At 75.6% G+C, this 20305-nt stretch carries 19 protein-coding genes and 1 pseudogene; 14 read left to right on the top strand and 6 right to left on the bottom strand.

Going from position 1 to position 20305, the window contains the following annotated elements; all coding sequences use genetic code 11:
• Window positions 1-2: 2 nt before the first annotated feature.
• From IEZ04_RS10120 to IEZ04_RS10110, 3 genes are read left to right on the top strand one after another with little or no spacing between them, the layout of a single operon-like run.
• Window positions 3-917: an NAD-dependent epimerase/dehydratase family protein gene (locus IEZ04_RS10120; protein WP_189216393.1), complete on the top strand. Its 915-nt coding sequence runs from the start codon at window positions 3-5 to the stop codon at window positions 915-917.
• On the top strand, window positions 914-1576 hold the full coding sequence (locus IEZ04_RS10115) for a spherulation-specific family 4 protein (protein ID WP_189216392.1): 663 nt from the start codon (window positions 914-916) through the stop codon (window positions 1574-1576). Before IEZ04_RS10120 ends, IEZ04_RS10115 begins: the two co-directional genes overlap by 4 nt.
• Window positions 1576-2391, top strand: coding sequence for an endo alpha-1,4 polygalactosaminidase (locus IEZ04_RS10110; protein WP_189216391.1), 816 nt, complete (start codon window positions 1576-1578; stop codon window positions 2389-2391). The genes IEZ04_RS10115 and IEZ04_RS10110 overlap by 1 nt, the downstream gene beginning before the upstream one ends.
• 22 nt (window positions 2392-2413) lie before the next feature.
• On the opposite strand, the gene IEZ04_RS10105 is transcribed toward IEZ04_RS10110, so the two are convergent.
• The 3 genes and pseudogenes from IEZ04_RS10105 to IEZ04_RS10095 form a co-directional block, all read right to left on the bottom strand.
• On the bottom strand, window positions 2414-3973 hold the full coding sequence (locus IEZ04_RS10105) for an FAD-dependent oxidoreductase (RefSeq protein WP_189216390.1): 1560 nt from the start codon (window positions 3971-3973) through the stop codon (window positions 2414-2416).
• 491 nt (window positions 3974-4464) lie between these two features.
• Window positions 4465-5181, bottom strand: a pseudogene (locus IEZ04_RS10100) (methyltransferase domain-containing protein); the annotation flags it as partial.
• 13 nt (window positions 5182-5194) lie between these two features.
• Window positions 5195-6388, bottom strand: a complete 1194-nt coding sequence (locus IEZ04_RS10095; protein WP_189216647.1) for a lycopene cyclase family protein — start codon at window positions 6386-6388, stop codon at window positions 5195-5197.
• A 374-nt stretch (window positions 6389-6762) separates the two neighbouring features.
• On the opposite strand from IEZ04_RS10095, the gene IEZ04_RS10090 reads away from it, so the two are divergent.
• The 7 genes from IEZ04_RS10090 (at window position 6763) to IEZ04_RS10060 (ending at window position 15266) form a co-directional block, all read left to right on the top strand.
• Window positions 6763-8118 (top strand): polyprenyl synthetase family protein, encoded by a 1356-nt coding sequence (locus IEZ04_RS10090; protein WP_189216389.1) that lies wholly within the window; start codon window positions 6763-6765, stop codon window positions 8116-8118.
• Window positions 8115-9689, top strand: coding sequence for a phytoene desaturase family protein (crtI, locus tag IEZ04_RS10085; protein WP_189216388.1), 1575 nt, complete (start codon window positions 8115-8117; stop codon window positions 9687-9689). The genes IEZ04_RS10090 and crtI overlap by 4 nt, the downstream gene beginning before the upstream one ends.
• The gene (locus IEZ04_RS10080) at window positions 9686-10792 is read left to right on the top strand and encodes a phytoene/squalene synthase family protein (protein ID WP_189216387.1); all 1107 of its coding nucleotides are present in this window, start codon (window positions 9686-9688) and stop codon (window positions 10790-10792) included. Before crtI ends, IEZ04_RS10080 begins: the two co-directional genes overlap by 4 nt.
• On the top strand, window positions 10789-11844 hold the full coding sequence (locus tag IEZ04_RS10075; protein WP_189216386.1) for a DUF5914 domain-containing Rieske (2Fe-2S) protein: 1056 nt from the start codon (window positions 10789-10791) through the stop codon (window positions 11842-11844). The genes IEZ04_RS10080 and IEZ04_RS10075 overlap by 4 nt, the downstream gene beginning before the upstream one ends.
• 238 nt (window positions 11845-12082) lie before the next feature.
• Window positions 12083-13801 (top strand): PP2C family protein-serine/threonine phosphatase, encoded by a 1719-nt coding sequence (locus tag IEZ04_RS10070; RefSeq protein WP_229820923.1) that lies wholly within the window; start codon window positions 12083-12085, stop codon window positions 13799-13801.
• Complete coding sequence (locus IEZ04_RS10065; RefSeq protein WP_189216384.1) at window positions 13798-14883, top strand: cobalamin B12-binding domain-containing protein; 1086 nt, start codon at window positions 13798-13800, stop codon at window positions 14881-14883. Before IEZ04_RS10070 ends, IEZ04_RS10065 begins: the two co-directional genes overlap by 4 nt.
• A complete protein-coding gene (locus IEZ04_RS10060) occupies window positions 14880-15266 on the top strand; it encodes an STAS domain-containing protein (RefSeq protein ID WP_189216383.1) in 387 nt (128 codons plus the stop codon). The genes IEZ04_RS10065 and IEZ04_RS10060 overlap by 4 nt, the downstream gene beginning before the upstream one ends.
• A 92-nt stretch (window positions 15267-15358) precedes the next feature.
• Here the strand turns inward: IEZ04_RS10060 and IEZ04_RS10055 are convergent, their stop codons facing one another.
• Together IEZ04_RS10055 and IEZ04_RS10050 are read right to left on the bottom strand one after the other, a co-directional pair.
• Window positions 15359-15730 carry a DUF3140 domain-containing protein gene (locus IEZ04_RS10055; RefSeq protein WP_373296283.1) on the bottom strand — a complete coding sequence of 124 codons (372 nt, stop codon included), beginning with the start codon at window positions 15728-15730 and terminating at the stop codon, window positions 15359-15361.
• The gene (locus IEZ04_RS10050) at window positions 15727-15954 is read right to left on the bottom strand and encodes a hypervirulence associated TUDOR domain-containing protein (RefSeq protein WP_189216382.1); all 228 of its coding nucleotides are present in this window, start codon (window positions 15952-15954) and stop codon (window positions 15727-15729) included. The genes IEZ04_RS10055 and IEZ04_RS10050 overlap by 4 nt, the downstream gene beginning before the upstream one ends.
• 227 nt (window positions 15955-16181) lie before the next feature.
• On the opposite strand from IEZ04_RS10050, the gene IEZ04_RS10045 reads away from it, so the two are divergent.
• A complete protein-coding gene (locus IEZ04_RS10045) occupies window positions 16182-16442 on the top strand; it encodes a hypothetical protein (protein WP_189216381.1) in 261 nt (86 codons plus the stop codon).
• An 8-nt stretch (window positions 16443-16450) separates the two neighbouring features.
• Window positions 16451-16978 (top strand): hypothetical protein, encoded by a 528-nt coding sequence (locus IEZ04_RS10040; protein ID WP_189216380.1) that lies wholly within the window; start codon window positions 16451-16453, stop codon window positions 16976-16978.
• Window positions 16979-17206: 228 nt separating this feature from the next.
• On the opposite strand, the gene IEZ04_RS10035 is transcribed toward IEZ04_RS10040, so the two are convergent.
• On the bottom strand, window positions 17207-17758 hold the full coding sequence (locus tag IEZ04_RS10035; RefSeq protein WP_189216379.1) for an MSMEG_1061 family FMN-dependent PPOX-type flavoprotein: 552 nt from the start codon (window positions 17756-17758) through the stop codon (window positions 17207-17209).
• A gap of 262 nt (window positions 17759-18020) precedes the next feature.
• On the opposite strand from IEZ04_RS10035, the gene IEZ04_RS10030 reads away from it, so the two are divergent.
• Window positions 18021-19094 (top strand): FecCD family ABC transporter permease, encoded by a 1074-nt coding sequence (locus IEZ04_RS10030; RefSeq protein ID WP_189216378.1) that lies wholly within the window; start codon window positions 18021-18023, stop codon window positions 19092-19094.
• A gap of 71 nt (window positions 19095-19165) precedes the next feature.
• Window positions 19166-20296 carry a FecCD family ABC transporter permease gene (locus IEZ04_RS10025; RefSeq protein ID WP_189216645.1) on the top strand — a complete coding sequence of 377 codons (1131 nt, stop codon included), beginning with the start codon at window positions 19166-19168 and terminating at the stop codon, window positions 20294-20296.
• Window positions 20297-20305: the final 9 nt, after the last annotated feature.

Below are 20305 nucleotides of genomic sequence, written 5' to 3'. Positions count from 1 at the left end.
TCATGCGCGTACTCGTCCTGGGCCACACCGGCTATCTCGGCGGTCATGTCGTCGAGCACCTGCGCCTGCTGCCGGAGATAGCCGTCCTGCGCGCCGGACGGTCGCCCGGGGCGTGCTACGGCGTCGACCTGGCCACCACCGGCGCCGAGGAACTGGCCGGGACCCTGGCGACGGCGGCACCGGACGCGGTGGTCAACTGCGCCGGCGCCGTCGGCGGCGACCCCGTCACCCTCGCCGAGGTCAACGCCCGGGGCACCGCGGTGCTGTGCGAGGCGCTGCGGCAGGCCGCGCCCAAGGCACGGCTCGTGCACCTGGGTTCGGCCGCCGAGTACGGGCCGGGCGGCGCGGGGAGCCGGGTGACGGAGTCCGCGCCGACCCGTCCCCTGTCCCCGTACGGCGCGACCAAGCTGGCCGGCACCGTCGCGGTGACCACGTCCGGCCTGGACGCCGTGGTGCTGCGGGTGGGCAACCCCGTCGGGCCGGGCGCGCCGCCGGGCGGACTGCCGGGCCGGGTCGCGGGGCTGCTGCGCGAGGCGGCCGGGGACCGGGAGGCGGTCCTCCGGCTCGGCGACCTGTCCGCCTACCGGGACTTCGTGGACGCCCGCGACGTGGCCCGCGCGGTGGTCCTCGCGGCGACCGCGTCCGGACCGCTGCCACGGGTGCTGAACATCGGCGGCGGGCGGGCCGTCCGGGTCCGCGACCTGGTGCACACGCTGGCCGGGATCGCCGGGTTCCGGGGGCGGATCGAGGAGGACGGCGGCGCCGCCTCCGCGCGCTCGGGCGGGGTGTCCTGGCAGTGCTCGGACATCGGCGCGGCCCGTCAGGCGCTGCTGTGGCGGCCGTCGTACACGCTCCGGGCGTCGCTGGCCGCGCTGTGGTCGGCGGCGGGCGCGGCGGAGGGCGACGGGGACCGTTGAGCATTCTGGTACCGCTGTACGTCCACCCCGCCGTGGACCCGGTGGCCTGGCAGCGGCTGGTACCGATGGCGGACCGGGTCTACGGCGTGGTGCTGAACCCGGCGAGCGGCCCGGGCGGACAGCCCGATCCCGCCTTCGTCACCGCCGCCCGCGCGCTGCGCTCGGCCGGTGTCCGGCTGCTCGGCTACGTGGACGCCGGTTACGGGGAGCGCCCCGCCGACGCGGTCGCGGCCGACGTCGTACGGCACCGCGACTGGTACGCGGCCGACGGCTGCTTCCTCGACCGGGCGCCCTCCGGCGCGGACCGGCTGACCGCCTGCCGGAGACTGGTGAGGCGGGTGCGACGGCTCGGCGCCCGGCCCGTCGTGCTGAACCCCGGGGTCCATCCGGCGCCCGGGTACGCGCGCGTGGCCGACCTGGTCGTCACCTTCGAGGGGCACTGGTCGACGTACGTGTCGGCGTACCACCGGCCGCGGTGGACCGAGCGGCACGCCGCCGAGCGGTTCTGCCACCTGATCTACGGCGTACCGGAGGCACTGGTCCCGCTCGCCGTGCGCACCGCCGGGGAGCGGGGCGCGGCGGTGTGCGGCCCGGTGACCGGTGAACTGCCCAATCCGTGGGCGGAGCTGACGCCCGCGCTGGCACAGGCGGGGGACTGATGAGCGGCGGGACGACGGGACGGGCGGCACGGGCGTACGCGGCCCTGGCGGCGGCCGTGCTGACGGCGGCCGTGGCCACCGGGTGCGCCGCGGACGGCGGCGGCGGTGACCGCGGCGCCGTCTGGCAGCCGCGGCCGGGGGTCGACTGGCAGTGGCAGCTGGACGGGCGGGTCGACCCGTCCGTGGACGTCCCCGTGTACGACATCGACGGCTTCGAGAACACGGCCGCCGACGTGGCCCGCCTCCACGCCGACGGCCGCAAGGTGATCTGTTACGTCAACGTGGGCGCGTACGAGGACTTCCGGCCCGACGCGGACGACTTCCCCCGGTCGGTGCTGGGCCGCCCGAACGACTGGGAGGGCGAGCGCTGGCTGGACATCCGCGAGCTGTCCGTACTGCGCCCGCTCATGGAGCGCCGCTTCGACATGTGCCGGGACAAGGGCTTCGACGCGGTGGAGCCCGACCTGATGGAGGGGTACGCGAACGACACCGGTTTCCCGCTCACCGCCGAGGACCAGCTCGCGTACAACCGCATGATCGCGGACATCGCCCACGAACGGGGGCTGGCCGTCGGTCTGAAGAACGACCTGGCGCAGATCCCCGAGCTCGTCGGCGACTTCGAGTTCGCGGTCAACGAGGAGTGCGCGGAGTTCGGCGAGTGCGCGGCGCTGAGGCCGTTCATCGAGGCGGGGAAGGCGGTGTTCCACGTCGAGTACCGGGAGCGGACCGAGGAGTTCTGCGCGCAGGCGCGCGGGCTGCGCCTGTCGTCCATGCGGAAGAAGCTCGAGCTGGACGTGTGGCGGGACCCCTGCTGAGCGGCGCGCGGCGCCCGGCGGGTCATCCGTTCCCCCACCGCGCCAGGCCCCGCAGGACGGCGCCCCGCCCCCGGTTCGGGACCGTCCACAGCGTCTGTCCGCGGACGCCCCAGCGCTCCAGCAGGGCGTTGGCCGCGAGGAATCCGGTGGTCGCCGCGCGCTCCATCAGGGCGACCGGCAGGTCCGTCCGGACGAGATCGCCCGCCACCGTCAGCCCGGGGTCCGGGGTCCGCACGGTGGGCCGGTCGGCGTGGCCGCCCACGGGGAACAGCGGGCAGTCGGCGCGCCACTCGTGCCGTTCGTCGACGATTCCGGCGTCGCGGGTCTCGGGGTACACGCGGTGCAGCTGCTCCAGCAGGCGCTTCTGCTCGACGTCGCGCGGGGCGTCCCCGGAGAGGGCGTACGCGTGCAGTTCGACCACCGAGCCGCCGGTGCGGGCCGACCAGCGGGCCGCCTCGCCCTCCCAGCGGTCCAGGACGCTGACGTTGTCCAGGGTGCCGTAGCCGGCGGTGCCGAGGAAGCCGGGCCGGTGGCGGTCGACCGGGCGGTCCAGCCAGAGCCGGGAGACGAGGAACGGCGGGGCGTTGCGCAGCCGGGCGACGCGGGCGCGCCAGGGGGCGTCGGCGAGGTCCGGGGAGCGTGCGACGAGCGCGCGGAGCCCGGCGGCGTCGAGGGCCAGGACCACGGTGTCGTACGTGCGTTGCCCGCGCGGGGTGACGACGTCGAAGCCGCCGTCCGCGCGCGGGGACACGGTCTCGACGGACTCGCCGGTGCGGAGGCCGGCGCCGTGGCCGCGCAGGTACCCGGCGAGGGGGTCCCAGAGGGCCGCGGGGAACGGTTCGTCCGGCACGTCGAAGAGCAGCCCCTCGGCCGAGCCGAGGAAGTAGATGTGGAACATCAGCACCATCTCGGCGGCGGACAGCTCCCCCGGGTCGGCGAAGAAGCTGCGGGAGAACACCTCGAACGCCAGGTGCCGGGCGGCCTCGGGGAAGCGGATGGCGTCCAGGAAGTCCTGGGCGCTGACGGCGTCCAGGCGCTCGTACACCTCCGGCACCCGGACGTCGAGCAGCGGCAGCGCGGCGACCGGGTTCATGCGCAGCAGGTCGCGGGCGCCGAAGGCGGGGCTCGTCGCGACGAAGCCGAGGGCGCTCCACGGCGGGGTGCGGGGCACGTGGCGGAAGCCGTCGCGGAGGCCGTTCGCGTGGTGCAACGGGTAGTCGGGGAGGCCGGTGAGACGGTCCAGGCCCGGGTCCGTGCGGCGCAGCAGACCACGGAGGTTGTAGTACTGCCGGAAGAACGCGTGGAAGCCGCGGCTCATGGTGACCGTGCTGCCGTCGGCGAGGGTGGTGGGGCGGCCGGCGAGACGTCCGCCGAGCACCGGTTCGCGCTCGTACAGGGTCACGCGCACGCCGCGCTCGGCGAGGGCCGTCGCGGCGGCCAGTCCCGCGATGCCGCCGCCGACGACGGCGGTGCTGGGCGGGGTGCCGGTGATCCGGGGCGCCCCGGGGCGGGCCCGCAGCACCTCGGCCCGCCGGTCCCGGCCGCGCCGCGCCGCGGCCCGCGGGTCACGGGGGGCGCTCATCGGTCACCCGCCGGGGCGGCCGGACCGGTCTCCGGTCCGGTCCGGTCGCGCGCCGCGCCGCCCCGGTCCGGCAGGGCCCGTTCACCCACCCGCGCGTACCCCTTGTCCGCCGGTGCGACCCGGACGCCGCCGTCGACGGCCCGGCCGGCCGCCGCACCGAGCCGGTTCGTTCCCGGAGCGCCCCGGGTACCGCTCGTCGCGGCCCCGGCTGCCCCCGGAACCTCCCGGGCGCCACTCGTCGCAGCCCCGTTCGCCCCCGGAGTCCCCCGAGCGTCACGCATCACGACCCGGCCGCCCTCCGGACCGACCCGGTCCGTTCCCGCATCTCCCGGGGTGCCGCTCGTCGCGGCCCGGCCACCCGCCTGCGCGGGTGAGCCGTCCCCCGGCGGGGTTCCGCCGCCCTCCGGAGCTCCCCGGTCGGCCGCCGGGGGCTTCCCGGCACCCGCCGGTACCGCGCTCCGGCCGCCTCCGGACGCGGCCCCCGCGTCCGTCTGCCCCGTCCCGGGCCGTCGGCCCACGACCGTGTGGGTGATGCCGGTCTGCCAGCCCGGCAGCGGCAGGACCCGTACGCGGTCGAAGCCCGCGGCGCGGACGCGGTCGGCGAAGTGGCCCGCCGTGTCGAACTCCACGACGCTGCGCCACAGGTGCCGGTACAGCCGCCCGTCGCCGAGGGCGGACGCCACGGGCAGGACGACGCCGCCGCAGACCGCCGTCCACACCGCGCGGTGCCGGGCCCGGCCGCTGAGGGTGTACTCGTGCACCGCGAGCCGCCCGTGCGGCGCCAGCACCTCGCGCACCGCCCGCAGCACGGCGTCGGGGTCGGCGGCGTTGCGGAGGAGGTACCCGGCGAAGACGGCGTCGAACGGGCCCCGCACCCCTGCCTCCGCCAGGCCCTCCGCGGGGGCGTGCACGAAGGTCACGTGCCCCGGCCAGGGCTTGGCGGCGGCCCGGTCCAGCATCCCCGCGGACGCGTCCACCGCCGTGATCTCCGCACCGGGCAGGACGGCGGCCAGGGCGGCCGTCGAGGCGCCGGTCCCGCAGCCGAGGTCCAGGACGCGGAGCCCGTCCCCGCCGTGCGACAGGCCGAGGCGGCGCACGGAGCGCCGCAGGTGGGCGTGGTAGCCGGGGTTGGCGGCCACGAGCAGGTCGTAGCTGCCGGAGGCGTGGTCGAACGCTTCCGCCAGGTCGGCGTCGCGCAGCAGGGTCATGGAGTCTCCCGGATCAGGGGTCGGTGAAGGGGCGGCGGGGCAGGAAGGGCAGTTCGGCTGCGGTGCGGAGCATCGGCCGGACGGGGGTGCGCAGACCGATCGCGATGTCCTCGTGCAGCCGGGTGCGGCCGTCGAGGAACCGCAGCAGACGCCCGGCGGGCACGTGCTCGAAGAGCCGGGCGAAGAACGCCGCCCCGTCGATCCGGCCGCTGTCCAGGGCGCGCAGCAGGACGGCGTCCATGGCGCGCGAGCGCACCGCGTGCCCGGACGGCGGCAGCGGGCGCCGCCCCGCGCGCAGGGCGGCGGCGACGGCCCGTGTCTGCCGCTGGACGGCCGCGAAGGTGTACCCGGTCGAGGGGCGGGTCGCGCCCGAGGCGGCGCCGATCCGGAACACGGACGGCCCGCTCTCCCGGGCGAACGGCGCGTCCGTCATCGGGATCACTCCGCTCTCCGACGAGGTCACCTCGAGGTCGCGCAGCCCCAGGATCTCCTCCGTGTAGTGGCGCAGCGCCGCGTCGTACCCGTCGGGCGCCAGGACCTCGCGGGAGAACTCCGTGTACTCCACCAGCGCCTGCCGGCTGCTGACCGGCAGCACGTACCCGAACGACAGCCCGTGCTCCGGCTGGGGCGTGCGGAAGTCCATCAGCTCCACCGCGCCCGGGTCGAAGACCGGCCGGCCGGCCCGGACGAACCAGCCCCGGAAGTGCTGCAGCAGCGTGGTGCGGGCGGCGGGGAGGCTGCCGAGGGGGCGGGAGTCGAAGACCCAGCGGGCGCGCACCGTGAGCGGGCGCCCGTCCCCCTCGTACGCCTGGACCTCCGCGCCCCCGGCGATCCCCTGGACCGTGTCGACGGCCGCCTCGACCCGCCGGACCACGGCGGAGCACGCGAGGTCGCGCGCGACGAGCTCCTCGAAGTCGTCCGACCGGATCATCTTGTAGCGCAGCGGCGTGATGTCGCCCTCGATGACGCGCCCCCGCGGGCAGCGGACGCGGAGCGTGCGCCAGGAGGCGGTGACGGCGGCGTCGTACGGGCCGGCCGCCGGCTCCCAGAAGCACCAGGTCCGTCTGGGGGCCCGCAACGGGCCCGGGGGTGCCTCCAGCAGGACCACCGACAGCCGCGGGGCCCCGGTGGCGGGGCGGGCGAGCCGGTGCGCGAGGGACAGACCCGCGGCTCCGGCGCCCACGATGGCGACGTCCGCCTGCAGCACGATGGGTCCCTCCTCGAGCACGCGTCCACGATGGGTGCCCCGTCGCAAGCATCCAGGCTGCCGCACCCGCCGGGACGCGGACACGCGCGGCGGGGTTCCGGGGCGGGGCCGTTCGGCCCGTCGGTGGCCTTCGCGTTCCCGGTCTCCCGGTCGGCCGCGGGCAAACCCGGACGGGTGCATGTCGCCCTGCCCGCGGGTCACGCCCGCGTGCGGCGCATGTCACACGTACCGTCCGAGCACGCACGTTTACTCCGGGTGCCACGAGGCTACCCAGAGGCGGGACCTCACCCCCTGCGCCCGGGCGCACGCGATCCGCGTCCGCGTCGTGCACCGGGAGGAGGTCGGCCGCCCGACGGACGACGAGAGGAACCGGGATGCGCTCCACCGAGGCCACCGGACATCGCACGGCCGGACCGGCACGCGGCCAGGCGGAGGCGGACCGGTACCCCGTCGAGGACGACGTCCCGGAGGTGGGCGCCCTGCCGGGGCCCGGCGCGGGCGAGCCGTCCTTCCCGGACGCGGACCTCCCCTTCCCCGTGGACGTGCACGACCTGCCGGCCGTGGACGCCGACGTGCCGGGCGCCGTGGGCCGGGTCCTCGCGCAGGTGCTCGGTGACCGGGTGGGCCGGGCCCGGGCGACGGACGAGGTGTTCGCGCGGGACATCGCCGAGCGGGTCGCGCGGTTCACGCTGGACGGCGGCAAGCGCGTCCGGTCCCGTTTCGTGTGGTGGGGGATGCGGGCCTGCGGGGGCACGGACGCCGCGTCCGCCGAGGCCGCCCTGCGGATCGGCGCGGCGCTCGAACTGATCCAGACGTGCGCCCTGGTGCACGACGACGTGATGGACGGCGCCCGGCTGCGCCGCGGCCGGCCCGCCCTGCACACCGACATCACCGCCCAGTACGCCGGGAGCGTCCCGGGGGCGGGCGGCGTACGGCTCGGCGAGGCCGCCGCGATACTCGCCGGGGACCTCGCGCTCGCCTGGGCGGACGACCTGGTCACCGACACCGTGCTCGCCCCGGGCACCGCGCGCCGGGTGCGCGGCGTGTGGCGCGCCATGCGCACGGAGATGGTGGCCGGGCAGTACCTGGACGTGCAGGGCGAGGCGACCTCCGCGCACCGTACGGCCCGTGCGCTGCGGGCCGCCTGTCTCAAGAGCGCCCTGTACTCCGTGGAGCGGCCGCTCGGGCTCGGCGCGGCGCTCGCCGGGGCCGACGCCGCCACGACGCGGGCCCTCGCGTCGGCCGGGCGGTGCGCCGGGCTGGCCTTCCAGCTCCGCGACGACCTCCTCGACGTGTTCGCGGAGCCCCGCCGGACGGGCAAACCGTCGGGCGGCGACATCCGCAGCGGCAAGCCCACCTACCTCGTGGCCCTGGCGCGGGCCCGGGCCGAGGCCGCGGGCGACCGGCGTTCCCTCGTCGTCCTGCGGCGCTCGCTCGGCCGCCCGGACCTGTCGGAGGCTCAGCTCGCGCGGGTGCGGGAGGTGCTGGTGACGACGGGGGCCCGCCGCATCGTGGAGGCGCGGATCGACCGTCTGGCCGCCCGAGCCCTGCGCCACCTGGCCGCCGCGGACCTGGATCCCGGCCCGCGCCGGCGGCTGCGCGGGCTGCTGTGCTCCGTGGCCGGCGTGCCCGACGGGCGCGGCGGCCTGCCGGCGCCGCCCGCCGGCACCGGGCCGCCCGGCCGCTCCGTCCTCCTGACCGCCGCCGGGGCCGAGGGGTGGAGCCGATGACCCGCACCGTACGCGGACGCACCGACCACGTCGTGGTGGTCGGCGCCGGCCTGTCCGGCCTGTCGGCCGCGCTGCACCTGCTCGGCGCGGGCCGCCGGGTCACCGTCGTCGAGCGGGACCCGCTGCCCGGCGGCCGGGCCGGGCTGCTGGAGCGCGACGGGTACCGCATCGACACCGGACCCACCGTGCTGACCATGCCCCACCTCGCGGACGAGGCCTTCGCCGCGGTGGGCGACAGCCTGTACGACCGGGTCGAGCTGATCGCACTCGACCCCGCCTACCGGGCGCGGTTCGCCGACGGCAGCGCGCTGGACGTGCACACGGACGGCGCGGCGATGGAGGCGGAGATCGAGCGGTTCGCGGGGCCCGGGGAGGCCGCCGGGTACCGGCGGCTGCGGCACTGGCTGGAGCGGTTGCACAAGGTCCAGATGCGCCGCTTCATCGACAGCAACTTCGACTCCCCGCTGGACCTGGCCCACCCCGACCTCGCGCGGCTCGCGGCGCTCGGCGGCTTCGGCCGGCTGGACGCGGCGATCGGGCGCTTCCTGCGGGACGAGCGGCTGCGGCGGATCTTCTCCTTCCAGGCGCTGTACGCGGGCGTGCCCCCGGCGCGTGCCCTGGCCGCCTACGCGATCATCGCCTACATGGACACCGTCGCCGGCGTGTACTTCCCGCGCGGCGGCATGCACGCCCTGCCCCGGGCCATGGCGGACGCCGCCGCCGACGCGGGCGCCGACCTGCGGTTCGGACAGGAGGTCAGCCGGCTGGAGCGGTCCGGCGACCGGGTCACGGCGGTGGTCACCGAGGACGAGCGGATCCCCTGCGACGCCGTCGTCCTCACCCCCGACCTGCCCGTCGTCTACCGGCTGCTGGGCCGGGCGCCGCGCCGGGCCGCGCGTCTGAGGTTCTCGCCCTCGGCGGTGGTGCTGCACGCCGGCACCGACCGGACCTGGCCCGAGCTGGCCCACCACACGCTGTCGTTCGGCGCGTCCTGGCACCGTACCTTCGACGAGCTGACCCGCACCGGCAGCCTGATGAGCGACCCGTCCCTGCTCATCACCCGCCCCACCGCCACCGACCCGGACCTCGCGCCGCCGGGCCGCCATCTGCACTACGTCCTCGCGCCGTGCCCCAACACCGACATCGGCCCGGGTGCCGCCGAGTGGGGCGACCTGGCGCCGCGCTACCGCGACGAGCTCCTGACCGAGCTGGAGCGCCGCGGCCTCACCGGCATGGCCGCGGCGATCGAGACCCAGTGCCTGGTCACCCCGGCCGACTGGCGGGCGCAGGGGCATGCGGCGGGCACCCCGTTCTCGGCGGCCCACACCTTCGCCCAGACCGGCCCGTTCCGCCCGCGCAACCTGGTGCGCGGCACCGTGAACGCCGTCCTCGCCGGCTGCGGCACCACGCCCGGGGTCGGCGTCCCCACGGTGCTGCTGTCCGGCAAGCTGGCCGCGGCCCGCGTCACCGGCGGGCCCGCCGCCCGCTCCCGCAACCGTGTCCCGTCCGCCACGAGGGAAGGAGAACCGATGGGGGAACTGCCGGAACCGGCGGAAGGAAGCCGCTCATGACCGTCCGCGAACTCGACGCGGCGGGCATCACCGAGCCGTCGCTCCGCGCGGCCTACACGCACTGCCGCACGCTCAACGCCCGGCACGGCAGGACGTACTTCCTCGCGACGCGGCTGCTGCCGGTGGAGCGCCGCCCGGCCGTGCACGCCCTGTACGGGTTCGCGCGCTGGGCCGACGACATCGTCGACTCCCTCACCAGCGCGACCGCCCGGCAGCGCGCCACGGCGCTGGAACGCCTCGGCGGCGATCTGGAGACCGGGCTGCGCACCGGGCGGAGCACCGAGCCGGTGGTGCTCGCGCTCGCCGACACCGCCCGCCGGTACGGGATCGACCACCGGCACTTCGGCGACTTCATGACGTCCATGCACAGCGACCTGGAGGTCACCGACTACCCGACGTACGAGCACCTGCGCGCGTACATGCACGGTTCGGCCGCCGTGATCGGGCTGCAGATGCTCCCGGTGCTCGGCACGGTGGTCCCGCGCGAGGAGGCGGCCCCGCACGCGGCGGCGCTGGGGGTGGCCTTCCAGCTCACCAACTTCCTGCGGGACGTCGGCGAGGACCTGGACCGCGGCCGGGTGTACCTGCCCGCGGACCTGCTGGCCGCGCACGGCGCGGACCGTGAGCTGCTGACGTGGAGCAGGCACACCGGCCGCCGCGACCCGCGGATCACCCGGGCCCTGCGGGCCGCCGAGGAGCTCACCCGCGGCGTCTACCGCGAGGCCGTCCCCGGTCTCGCCATGCTCGACCCGGTGGCCCGGCCGTGCATCCGCACCGCGTTCGTGCTGTACTCCGGCATCCTCGACGCCATCGCCGAGGACGGGTACTCCGTGGTGCACCGCCGCGCCGTCGTGCCGCGCCGGCGCCGGGCGACGGTCGCCGTGGACGGACTGTGCCGGCTGACGGCCGCGCGCCTGGCGGCCCGCGCCGGCACCGGCCGCCGCGCCCCGGCCGTCCGGGCCCGGTTCCCCCTCGCGCCGGCCCACTCCACGGCTCCTCCCCGGCCCGCCGGCATCCGGCCCGCCGATGGCCGTCGCGCCGGTGCCCGTCCGGCCGAGGCCCGTCCCGCCGGTGCCCGTCCCGCCGGAACGGAGGTCGCGTGAGTCCCGTCGGTCCGGAGCGACGTCCCCGCCCGCCCGTCGGCCGGTCCCCGCGCCGCCGCTATCCGCTCACCCTGCGCCGCGGGGCCGTGCGCTGGGAGCGGCAGCGGCCGACCTGGCGGGACGCGCGGCCCTCGCTGATCGCGGAGACGCTGAAGCGGGCGCAGGCCCGGCCGTCGGGCAACTGGTACGTCGTCGGCGCCTCCCGTGACCTGCGCGGCGACCGGCCGCTGGGCCGCACGGTGGCCGGCCGTGAGCTGGTGCTCTGGCGCGACGCCGAGGGGCGGCCGGTCGCCGGGCCGGGCGCCTGCCCGCACCTCGGCGCACCGCTGCGGGACAGCCCCGTGCGCTGCGGCACGCTGGTCTGCCACTGGCACGGGCTCTCCCTGGACGGCGGGCCCTTCGCCGGCTGGCAGCCGCTGCCCGTCCACGACGACGGCGTGCTGGTGTGGGTGCGGCTGGACGAGGCCGGGGGCGAGCCGCCGACGCCGGCGCCCGTCGTCCCGGTCCGGCCCGATCCGGCGGACGCGCTGACGGCCGTCTACACCGGTTTCGGCGTCTGCGAGCCCGAGGACGTGGTGGCCAACCGGCTCGACCCCTGGCACGGCGCCTGGTTCCACCCGTACTCCTTCGTCGACCTCACCGTGGTCGACTCCCCCGCCGGTGCCGGGGCGGACGGGGCGGAGGAGGACGACGGCTTCACCGTGGACGTCTCGTTCAAGGTCGCCGGGCGGCTGGTCGTACCGGTGCGGGCCGTGTTCACCGCGCCGGAGCCCCGTACGGTCGTCATGCGCATCACCGAGGGCGAGGGGGTGGGCTCGGTCGTCGAGACGCACGCCACGCCGCTCGGCCTGGACGACCGGGGCCGGCCCCGCACCGCGGTGGTGGAAGCCGTGGTGGCCGCCTCCGACCGGCCCGGTTTCCGCGCGGCCCGCCGGATGGCTCCGGTGCTCCGCCCCTTCGTGCGCGCCGCCGCGGGCCGCCTGTGGCGGGACGACCTCGCCTACGCCGAGCGACGCCGCCGGCTGCGCTCGACGGGACGCTTTCCCGGCTGACCCCGGGCGCTGGGGCGGGAGCGGGGGCAGGAGCGGGTGCGGGAGCAGGCAGAACAGGAATACGGGGACGGAAGGGACGGTTGGGACGGCTGCCGGACCGGTCCGGTACGGCGGCCGGCGCCTTCCGGGCAGGTCCGGAGGCGGGTTGCATCCGTCGGCAACCTGCGAGACGGTTGCCGACAGACAACCTTCCACGTAGAGAGAGGTGGTGGGGTACGCGCCACGTGTGCCCCCGCTTGTGGTTTCTCCCCAAGGTTCACCCGCAGCCCCACGCGGTGCCGGTACCGCCGTCGGCTCGACGTGGAGTGATGCTCCCTGTCCGGTCCTCGTCCTGGACCGGGACGGCGGCGTCCTGGTGGTCAACGACGCCGCCCGGAACGTGCTGCCCGAAGTGCCGGACGGCGAAGACCCTCACGTGAGCCTGCCGGACTGGCTGACGGAGGCGCACCGGTACCTGGCCGACGGCCCCGGCGAGGGCCGGACCGAGCCGCTGTCCGGCGCCATCGGCGGCCGTCACTACGAGGCCCACGCCCGGCTGAGCGCGGACGGGGACGTGGCGTGGTGGCTGATCGACGCGACCGACCGCCGGCTGGCCGAGGAGACCCTGCGCAGCGAGCAGGAGCGCGCCGCGATCCTCACCGAGGTCTCCAGCACCCTGCTGTCGTCGCTCAATGTGCCGCGCAACATGGAGGCGACCGTCCGCATGGCGACCCGGCACCTGGCGGACGCCGCCCTCCTGGTCGCCCCCGGCCAGGGGCGCCGCTTCCCGCTCACCTACGCGCACGTCGGCGGCCCCGTCACCCAGGTCACGCGGGCGATCGACCCGAACACGCTGCCCGGTCTCGCCGAGGCGCTGCAGGGCTTCCCGCCCGTGCCGACACGGTGGATCAACCCCGACGACATCCCCTCGTGGGCGATCCCCGAGGGCTTCGAGGGCCCGGTCGGCTCCGTCATCGTCACGCCGCTGCCCGGCCACGGCGTCCCCGCCGGGGCGCTGATCCTGCTGCGGTCCAGCACCGAGCGGGCGTTCACCGAGAGCGAGGACGTCTTCGCCCGGATGTTCGCCGCCCGCGCGGGGGCCGCCCTGTCCGCGGCCCGCCTGTACACCGAGCAGGCCACCATCACCGCGACGCTGATGCAGGAACTGCTGCCCCCGCAGCTCGGCAGCCTGCACGGCGTCGAGTACGCGGGCAGCTACCGGCCCGCCCAGGACCACGAGCGGATCGGCGGCGACTTCTACGACGTGCACGCCGGCGCCGACCCTTCCCAGGAGTCCCTCGTCGTGCTCGGTGACGTGGCGGGCAAGGGCCTGGACGCAGCCGTGCTGACCGGCAAGATCCGCAACACCCTGCACGCCCTGCTGCCCCTCGCCGGCGATCACCAGCAGGTGCTGAACCTGCTGAACGCCGCGTTGCTGACGTCGCGGCACACCCGGTTCGCGACACTGGTCCTGGCCTCCGCGCGGCGCCGTGCCGGCCGGGTGCGGCTGCGTCTCACCAGCGCCGGCCATCCCGCGCCGCTGATCGTCCGGGCCGACGGCCGGGTGGAGGAGTGCGGGACACGGGGCACCCTGGTGGGCGCGATGCCGGCCGTGTCGGTGCAGAGCGTGGAGACCGACCTCGCCCCGGGCGAGACCTGCCTGCTCTACACCGACGGCATCACCGAGGCCCGCGGCGGACCGCTGGGCGGCGAGCTGTACGGCGTGGAGCGGCTGAAGCGGGCCCTGGCGGAGTGCGTCGGCATGCCGGCGGAGGCGGTCGTGGAGCACGTGCAGATGCTGGCCGCGCAGTGGCTGGGCCAGGGCCGCCACGACGACATGGCGGTGGTCGCCGTCAGCGCGCCGAGGACCGGTCCGCCGACCGGGCTCGACGGGCACGCGCACGACGAGGGGCCCGGGGACCCGGAGCCGCCCGGCGGTCCCGCCGGTACCCGCGAGAGGAACGGGAGGACCGCGTGACCGAGCCCGGCGACGCCACCACCGAGTTCCGCGACCGGCTGTGGAAGGCCGTCCTCGGCGGCGACGCGTACACCGCCACCGACGTCCTGCACGACGGCCTCGACGCCGGCCTGGACCGGGAGACGCTCCTGCTGGAGGTCATCGGCGGGGTCCAGGCGAAGGTCGGCGCCGAGTGGGCGGCCGCCCGCATCACGGTCGCCCAGGAACACGCGGCCACCGCGGTCAACGAGCGGGTCATCGCCGCGCTGACCCCGCGCAGACCCGACAGGAAGGACGTGCGGCGCGGCCGGGTGACCGTGGCCTGCGTGGACGGCGAGTGGCACGCCCTGCCCGCCCGTCTGGTCTCGGAGGTCCTCCAGCTGCGCGGCTGGCAGGTGGACTACCTCGGCGCCCAGACGCCCGGACCGCACCTGATCGCCCACCTGCACCGGACCGACCCGGACGCGGTCCTGCTGTCCTCCTCGATCCCGACCAGGCTGCCGGCCGCCCACGCGGCCATCACCGCCTGCCAGGCCGTGGGCGTGCCCGTCATGGTCGGCGGCCGGGCCTTCGGTCCGGACGGCCGGTACGGACGCGCGTTCGGCGCCGAGCGGTGGGCGCCCGACGCCCGGGCCGCCGCGGCCGCCCTGGAGGCCGGTCTGCCCGCCCCGGACCCGACGGCCGCCCGGCAGGCCGTGGACGACCTCCCGCACCTGGCCGACCAGGAGTACACGATGGTCGTGCAGTCCCGTCCGCAGTTGGTCAAGCAGACCCTGGTGGACCTGGAGGAGCGCTTCCCGCCCCTGCGCGGGTACACCGACGCGCAGCGCGAGCGCACCGCCGAGGACCTCGCCCACACCGTCGACTTCCTCGCCACCGCCCTCTACGTCGACGACGCGCGCCTGTTCACCGACTTCGTCACCTGGACCGCCGACATACTGGAGGCACGGCGGGTACCCGCCCGGTCCCTGCTCCTCGGGCTCGACGTGCTCGGCGAGCAGCTGCACGACTTCCCGCGCGCCGGCGCGCTGCTCCGCGAGGGCGGCGCCGCCGTCGCCACCCGCTCCGACCGTCCCGTTCCCGACCCAGAGACCAGCGCATGACCACGCCTTCGCCCGAGTTCGGCCTCGACATCACCCACGCATCGGACGTGCTGGTCATCGAGGTCGTCGGTGACCTCGACTACGAGACCAGCGACGAGCTCCTCGACACCGTCGTGGACCACCTCGCCCCGGACACGGCCCTCCGGCGTCTCCGGCTGGACTTCCGGCGGCTGACGTGGATCGACTCCCTGGGCCTGTCGACGCTGCTGATGGTGCACCGCCACACCAGCGCCGCCGGCCTCACCCTGGAACTGGACAACCGGCCCGGCTTCCTCGACCGCATGCTCGACCTCACCGGGACCCTGGACCACTTCACCGCCACGGCCACGGCGGAGGGCGACCCCACGGGCACCGGCGCGGGCACGGGCACGGGCACCGGCTGACTCGCCACGGCCGTGGCGTACGGGCGCCGGGGCGGACGGGCGTCACGGTGGCGGCGGCCCGGCGCGGTGGCGGCGGCCCGGCGCGGTGAGGTCTACTTCGCCTTGACCGGGTCGTGTCCCCAGTTCATCAGGCTGTAGCGCCATGGCGTCTCCTTGACGTCCCCGCCGGGCCGCTGCGCCATGTGGCGGTGGACATAGCCGACGACCTTGCGCATGTGGGCGACGTCGTCGTCGTCGAGGTCGCCCTTCTTCTTGTGCTTCAGTTCGATGATGCACCGTCCCTCGGCGTGACCGACGCTCTCCCCGCCGTCCTTGCTCCACCCCACGCTCTTCGACTGGTCCGTCTCCAGCCACTTCTCCAGCTCGCTCGGCGACATGTTGACGGCGTCGTTGAACTGGCTGATCGTCCTGTCTCGGCCGTCGTCCTTGTCGTTGCCCTTGCCCTTGTCCTTGTCCTTGGTCACGACGACTTGCCCCTCTTCCTCAGGGCCCCGGGCTTGTGGACGGCGGTCTTCCCGGACCGGTCGCTGCGCACCTCGTACTGCGGGTCCTCGGACGACGCGTCCACCGTCCGCCCCGACGCCTTCGTGCGCTTAGTGATCTTCCTCTCGACCGTGCCGCCGACATCCTCTCCGTGACTGCTCCAGGAGACCTTGTCGCCCTTGCCGAGCTTCTTGTCCGAGGTCATCGTGGTCCCTTTCGCCGTGGGTCGCCGTGGGTCCCCGACTTCCAGCGTCGGACGCGGGCGCGGTCACCGCATCTCGGCGGGGGCGGCACGGTGAGGCGCGTGCGGTGGCCCGCCCTCACCGGAACACCAACTTCCGCATCTGCCCCGGCACTTGACCCGCATGCCGGGTGCCGCACGGGATACACGAGGAGTCTCCGCACACGCAAGGGAAGGGGAGGAGATCCGTGGTGCATCAGGAGACTGCACAGGCGTCCGAGCTGGGGGAACTCGAACCCGGGACCCGGCAGCGGGCACAGCTGCGCGCCCGGATCGGGGACATCGCCTGGACCGCGCTGCTCATGGTCCTGGCGATCTGGTCGGTCTGGAGCGCGGTCGGGGTGGTGCGAGGCACCACCGCGTGGGCCTACGCGGCCGTGGCCTGGGTGCTGCTGGTCCTGATCACGGCCCTGCGCGTCACCGCCACGCGACGCACGGCGCCGGGGCGGTAGGCGGCACGATGGAGAGAGTCAACACCTTCCTGGCCGAGCGCCCCTGGCTGCAGGTCGCCCTGTCGGTCCTGGCCGCGAGCGCCCTGGTGCTGATCATTTTCCCGGGCGAGTCGGCGTCGTCCGCCCTCTTCCGGACCGCTTCCGCCTCCGTGGGCGGGGTGGGCGTCCTGGTCTTCTTCCGGCGCAAGGAGAAGCGGGCGGCCGGCGGGACGACGAACCGGCTGGTCTCCCTCGACGCCAAGCTGCGCAAGGGCGAGGTGCCCGCGGAACCGGCGGAGCGGGAGGCCATGCGCGATCTGATCGGGCAGCGGCTGCACCGGATGCGGCACCGCGTCCCCGCCCTGGTGACGCTCGTCGTGCTCTTCGGTGCCACGACGGCGATGACCGCGGTCACGTTCGGCCCGCGCGAGACGGTCGGCCTCGCGCTGCTGAGCGTGGTCTTCATCGGCTGGCTGTCCTGGTACGGCGGCGTCCAGATCCGACGCATGCACCGCATGCGCGACGCCCTGGACGACACCGCCGACCGGCACGCCTGAGCGCGCGGCAGCGCGGCACCCGCGGCCGTGGGGCCCTGGTTCATCGCTAGGTCCCGACCTGGGACCGACGTCGGTCCCGGCCCCGCCGACCGGCACTCTGAGCGTGCGGCAGGGCCACACCCGCCGCCGCGATCGAGGCCACGGCCGCGGACAACCGCCGCACCGGCGGCGGGGCCCCGCGGCCGTGGGGCTCCCCGTCCACCACGCGGTTCCGGTCCGGGGCCGACGTCAGTCCTTCAGCCAGGTCTCCGGGTTCCACACGCCCGAGCGCCGCAGGGACTGCGGGCAGTGGAGGTAGATCTCGTCGATCTCCAGGAGCAGCGCGAGCAGTGGGCGGCGGCCCGCCACCGTCATGTCGTCGAAGAACGGCGCGTCGGTCAGGATGCGGGCACGGCCGTTGATGCGCAGCACCTCTTTGCCGCCGGGAATCAGGTAGAGCAGTCCGGCGTGCGGGTTGTCGAGGATGTTGTGGAAGCTGTCGCCGCGCCGGTTGCCCGGACGGTCCGGCAGGGCGAGCGTGCCGGCGTCGAGGACGTGGGTGAAACCCGGGGCGTCGCCGCGCGGTGACACGTCGCAGTTGCCGTACCGGTCCGACGTCGCCAGCAGGCAGAACGGCGAGCGGGCCAGCATGTCCCGGTCGTCGTCGGTGAGCTCGGGGTGGACCTTGTCGATCACGATGGGGTGCGGCTCCCCGAGGAGTTCGCGCAGCTCGTCGGCCGAGCGCAGCTCCACGAAGCCCTCCGTGAGGGCACCACCGCTCCGGTTCGCAGTCGCATCCATCGTGCTAGGCAAGCCAACTCCCTGGGTCCGTGCCGCGGGACGCGTCCCGTGCGACCTCGCTTCCGATCGCGGTGTCACGGCCCCGGCCGCCCCCGCTGTTGCGCTTTACACATTATCTGGTGTTAGGTTCGCCTTACCTAATAGCTCGGAAGTGGTCGCTCCAGGTCGTTGTCCTGCACGTTCTCGGAGCGATGAGGAACGAAGACATGCGTTTTGGCCCCCCGCTCTCCCCGCTCGGCACACCGAGCGGGGCCGGTGCCTCATGACCGCGACGACGGCCGCCCCGGGCACCCCGCCCGCGCCCGCCGAGAAGGACACCGCACCCCGGCGGCGGCACAACGGCACGGCGCTCACGGCCGGGCTCGTGGTCCTCGCCGCGATCCTGCTGGGAGCGACCGTCCTCAGCCTCGTCGTCGGGTCCGGCGACGTGTCCCTGCACGACGTCTGGGCCGGCGTGCTCCACCCCGACCTCTCCGTACGGGGTCAGCTCGTCGTCCAGGAGGTCCGGGTGCCGCGCACCCTCGCCGGCCTGCTGGCCGGGGTGGCGCTCGGCCTGGCGGGCGCCGTGATGCAGGGTGTCACGCGCAACCCGCTCGCGGACCCGACCCTGCTCGGCATCAACTCGGGCGCGGCCGTCGCCGTCGTCTTCGCCATGAGCGTGCTGTCGCTGACCGAGCCCGCGCAGTACATCTGGTTCGGATTCCTCGGCGCCTGTGTGGCGGCCGGGCTCGTCTACGGAGTGGCCAGCTTCGGCCGCGAGGGCGCCACACCGGTCAAGCTCGCGCTCGCCGGGGCCGCCGCCACCGGGCTGCTCGTCTCCCTCACCGACACCATCCTGCTGACCGACAGCCTCACGTACGACCAGTTCCGGTTCTGGCAGGTCGGCGCCCTGGACGGCCGTGATCTCGACGTCCTCCTCCAGGCGCTGCCCTTCGTCGTGGCCGGCGGCGTGCTGGCGCTGTTCCTCGGACCCCGGCTCAACGGCCTCGCCCTCGGCGACGACGTCGCCCGCGGTCTCGGCCAGCGGGTCGGCGTGGCCCGGCTGCTGGGCGCCGTGAGCACGGTCCTGCTGTGCGGCGCGGCCACCGCGGTCGCCGGGCCCATCGGCTTCGTCGGCCTCGCGGTGCCGCACGCGGTCCGGCTGTTCACCGGGCCCGACCACCGCTGGCTGCTCCCCTACAGCGCGCTGCTCGCCCCCGTCCTGCTGCTGGTCGCGGACGTCGTCGGCCGGGTCATCGCCCCGCCGGGCGAGGTCCAGGTGGGTGTCGTCACCGCCGCCGTGGGTTGTGTGCCCTTCATCTGGCTGGTCCGTCGGCGTGGGCAGGTGGGACTGTGACCCGCACCGACAGCACCGAGAACACCGAAAACACCGAGAGCACCAAGACCACCGAGAGCTCCAGAAGCATCATGGCCGACGAGAGCACCGAGGCCACCGGAACCACCGGAACCACCGGAACCACCGGCGCAGCCGAGCGGGCGGCGGCCGCCGTCACCCGTACCGCCGCCGCGGACGCCGTCGCTCGCGTCGGCCGGCTGCACCGCGGCCGCCGGGTCCGCTTCACCGTCGTCTGCCTGGTCCTGGCCGTCGTCGCGCTGGCCGCCCTGCTGCTGTCCCTCACGATCGGCGACATCGACGTCCCCCTGGCGGACGTGCTCGCCGTCCTCACCGGGGGCGGCGACCCGGGAAGCCGGTTCGTCATCCACGAGCTGCGGCTGCCCAGGGCCCTGCTCGCCCTCGTCATCGGCTGCTGCTTCGGCCTGTCCGGAGCCGTCTTCCAGGCGCTGCTGCGCAATCCCCTGGCCTCCCCCGACGTCATCGGCGTCACCTCCGGGGCCAGCGCCGCCGCCGTCCTGTCCTCGATGGCGTTCGGCCTCAGCGGTCTGGCCCTGTCCGGCGGGGCCCTGGCGGGCGCGTTGCTGGCCGGCACCCTCATCTACGTGCTGGCCTGGCGGGGCGGGGTCAGCGGCGGCCGGTTCGTGCTCATCGGCATCGGTGTGGGCACCGGACTGATCAGCCTGCGCTCGTACCTGATGACCCGGGCGGAGGTCACCGAGGCGCAGAACGCGTTCCTGTGGCTGACCGGCAGTCTGAACGGCCGCTCCTGGGTCCACCTCTGGCCCCTGCTCGGCTGCGCGGCCGTCCTGGTGCCGCTGACCCTGATCGCCTCCCGTGGCCTCGGGCCGCTCCAGCTCGGCGACGACGCGGCCGGCGGCCTCGGCGCCCGGGTCGAGCGCAGCCGCCTCGCCCTGCTGGCGTGCGCCACCGCCCTCGTCGGCGTCGGGACGGCGGCGGCGGGCCCCATCGGCTTCGTGGCCTTCGTCAGCCCGCCGATCGCGCGCCGGCTGCTGCCCGGTCACGGGGCGGCCCTGGTGCCCTCCGCCCTGACCGGCGCGGCGCTGGTCTGCCTCGCCGACTTCGCCGCCCAGCACATGCTGCCGTCCACCCAGCTCCCCGTGGGCGTCGTCACGAGCATCATCGGGGCGCCGTACCTGCTGTGGCTGCTCTCCCGGGCCAACCGCGTGGGCAGGGGCGGCTGACCGTGAGCG

Source organism: Streptomyces ruber, from assembly GCF_014648075.1.
Lineage (GTDB): Bacteria > Actinomycetota > Actinomycetes > Streptomycetales > Streptomycetaceae > Streptomyces > Streptomyces ruber.
Note: the sequence above shows the minus strand (reverse complement) of the source record. Positions and strands in the feature narration are given on the sequence as shown.

What these genes read in the sequence shown, in the direction of transcription:
- IEZ04_RS10120 (WP_189216393.1), top strand. Translation starts at nt 3, where the DNA reads ATGCGCGTACTCGTCCTGGGCCACACCGGCTATCTCGGCGGTCATGTC.
- IEZ04_RS10025 (WP_189216645.1), top strand. Translation starts at nt 19,166, where the DNA reads ATGGCCGACGAGAGCACCGAGGCCACCGGAACCACCGGAACCACCGGA.
- IEZ04_RS10035 (WP_189216379.1), bottom strand. Translation starts at nt 17,758, where the DNA reads ATGGATGCGACTGCGAACCGGAGCGGTGGTGCCCTCACGGAGGGCTTC.
- IEZ04_RS10060 (WP_189216383.1), top strand. Translation starts at nt 14,880, where the DNA reads ATGACCACGCCTTCGCCCGAGTTCGGCCTCGACATCACCCACGCATCG.
- IEZ04_RS10110 (WP_189216391.1), top strand. Translation starts at nt 1,576, where the DNA reads ATGAGCGGCGGGACGACGGGACGGGCGGCACGGGCGTACGCGGCCCTG.
- IEZ04_RS10090 (WP_189216389.1), top strand. Translation starts at nt 6,763, where the DNA reads ATGCGCTCCACCGAGGCCACCGGACATCGCACGGCCGGACCGGCACGC.
- IEZ04_RS10080 (WP_189216387.1), top strand. Translation starts at nt 9,686, where the DNA reads ATGACCGTCCGCGAACTCGACGCGGCGGGCATCACCGAGCCGTCGCTC.
- IEZ04_RS10030 (WP_189216378.1), top strand. Translation starts at nt 18,021, where the DNA reads ATGACCGCGACGACGGCCGCCCCGGGCACCCCGCCCGCGCCCGCCGAG.
- IEZ04_RS10105 (WP_189216390.1), bottom strand. Translation starts at nt 3,973, where the DNA reads ATGAGCGCCCCCCGTGACCCGCGGGCCGCGGCGCGGCGCGGCCGGGAC.
- IEZ04_RS10050 (WP_189216382.1), bottom strand. Translation starts at nt 15,954, where the DNA reads ATGACCTCGGACAAGAAGCTCGGCAAGGGCGACAAGGTCTCCTGGAGC.
- crtI (WP_189216388.1), top strand. Translation starts at nt 8,115, where the DNA reads ATGACCCGCACCGTACGCGGACGCACCGACCACGTCGTGGTGGTCGGC.
- IEZ04_RS10040 (WP_189216380.1), top strand. Translation starts at nt 16,451, where the DNA reads ATGGAGAGAGTCAACACCTTCCTGGCCGAGCGCCCCTGGCTGCAGGTC.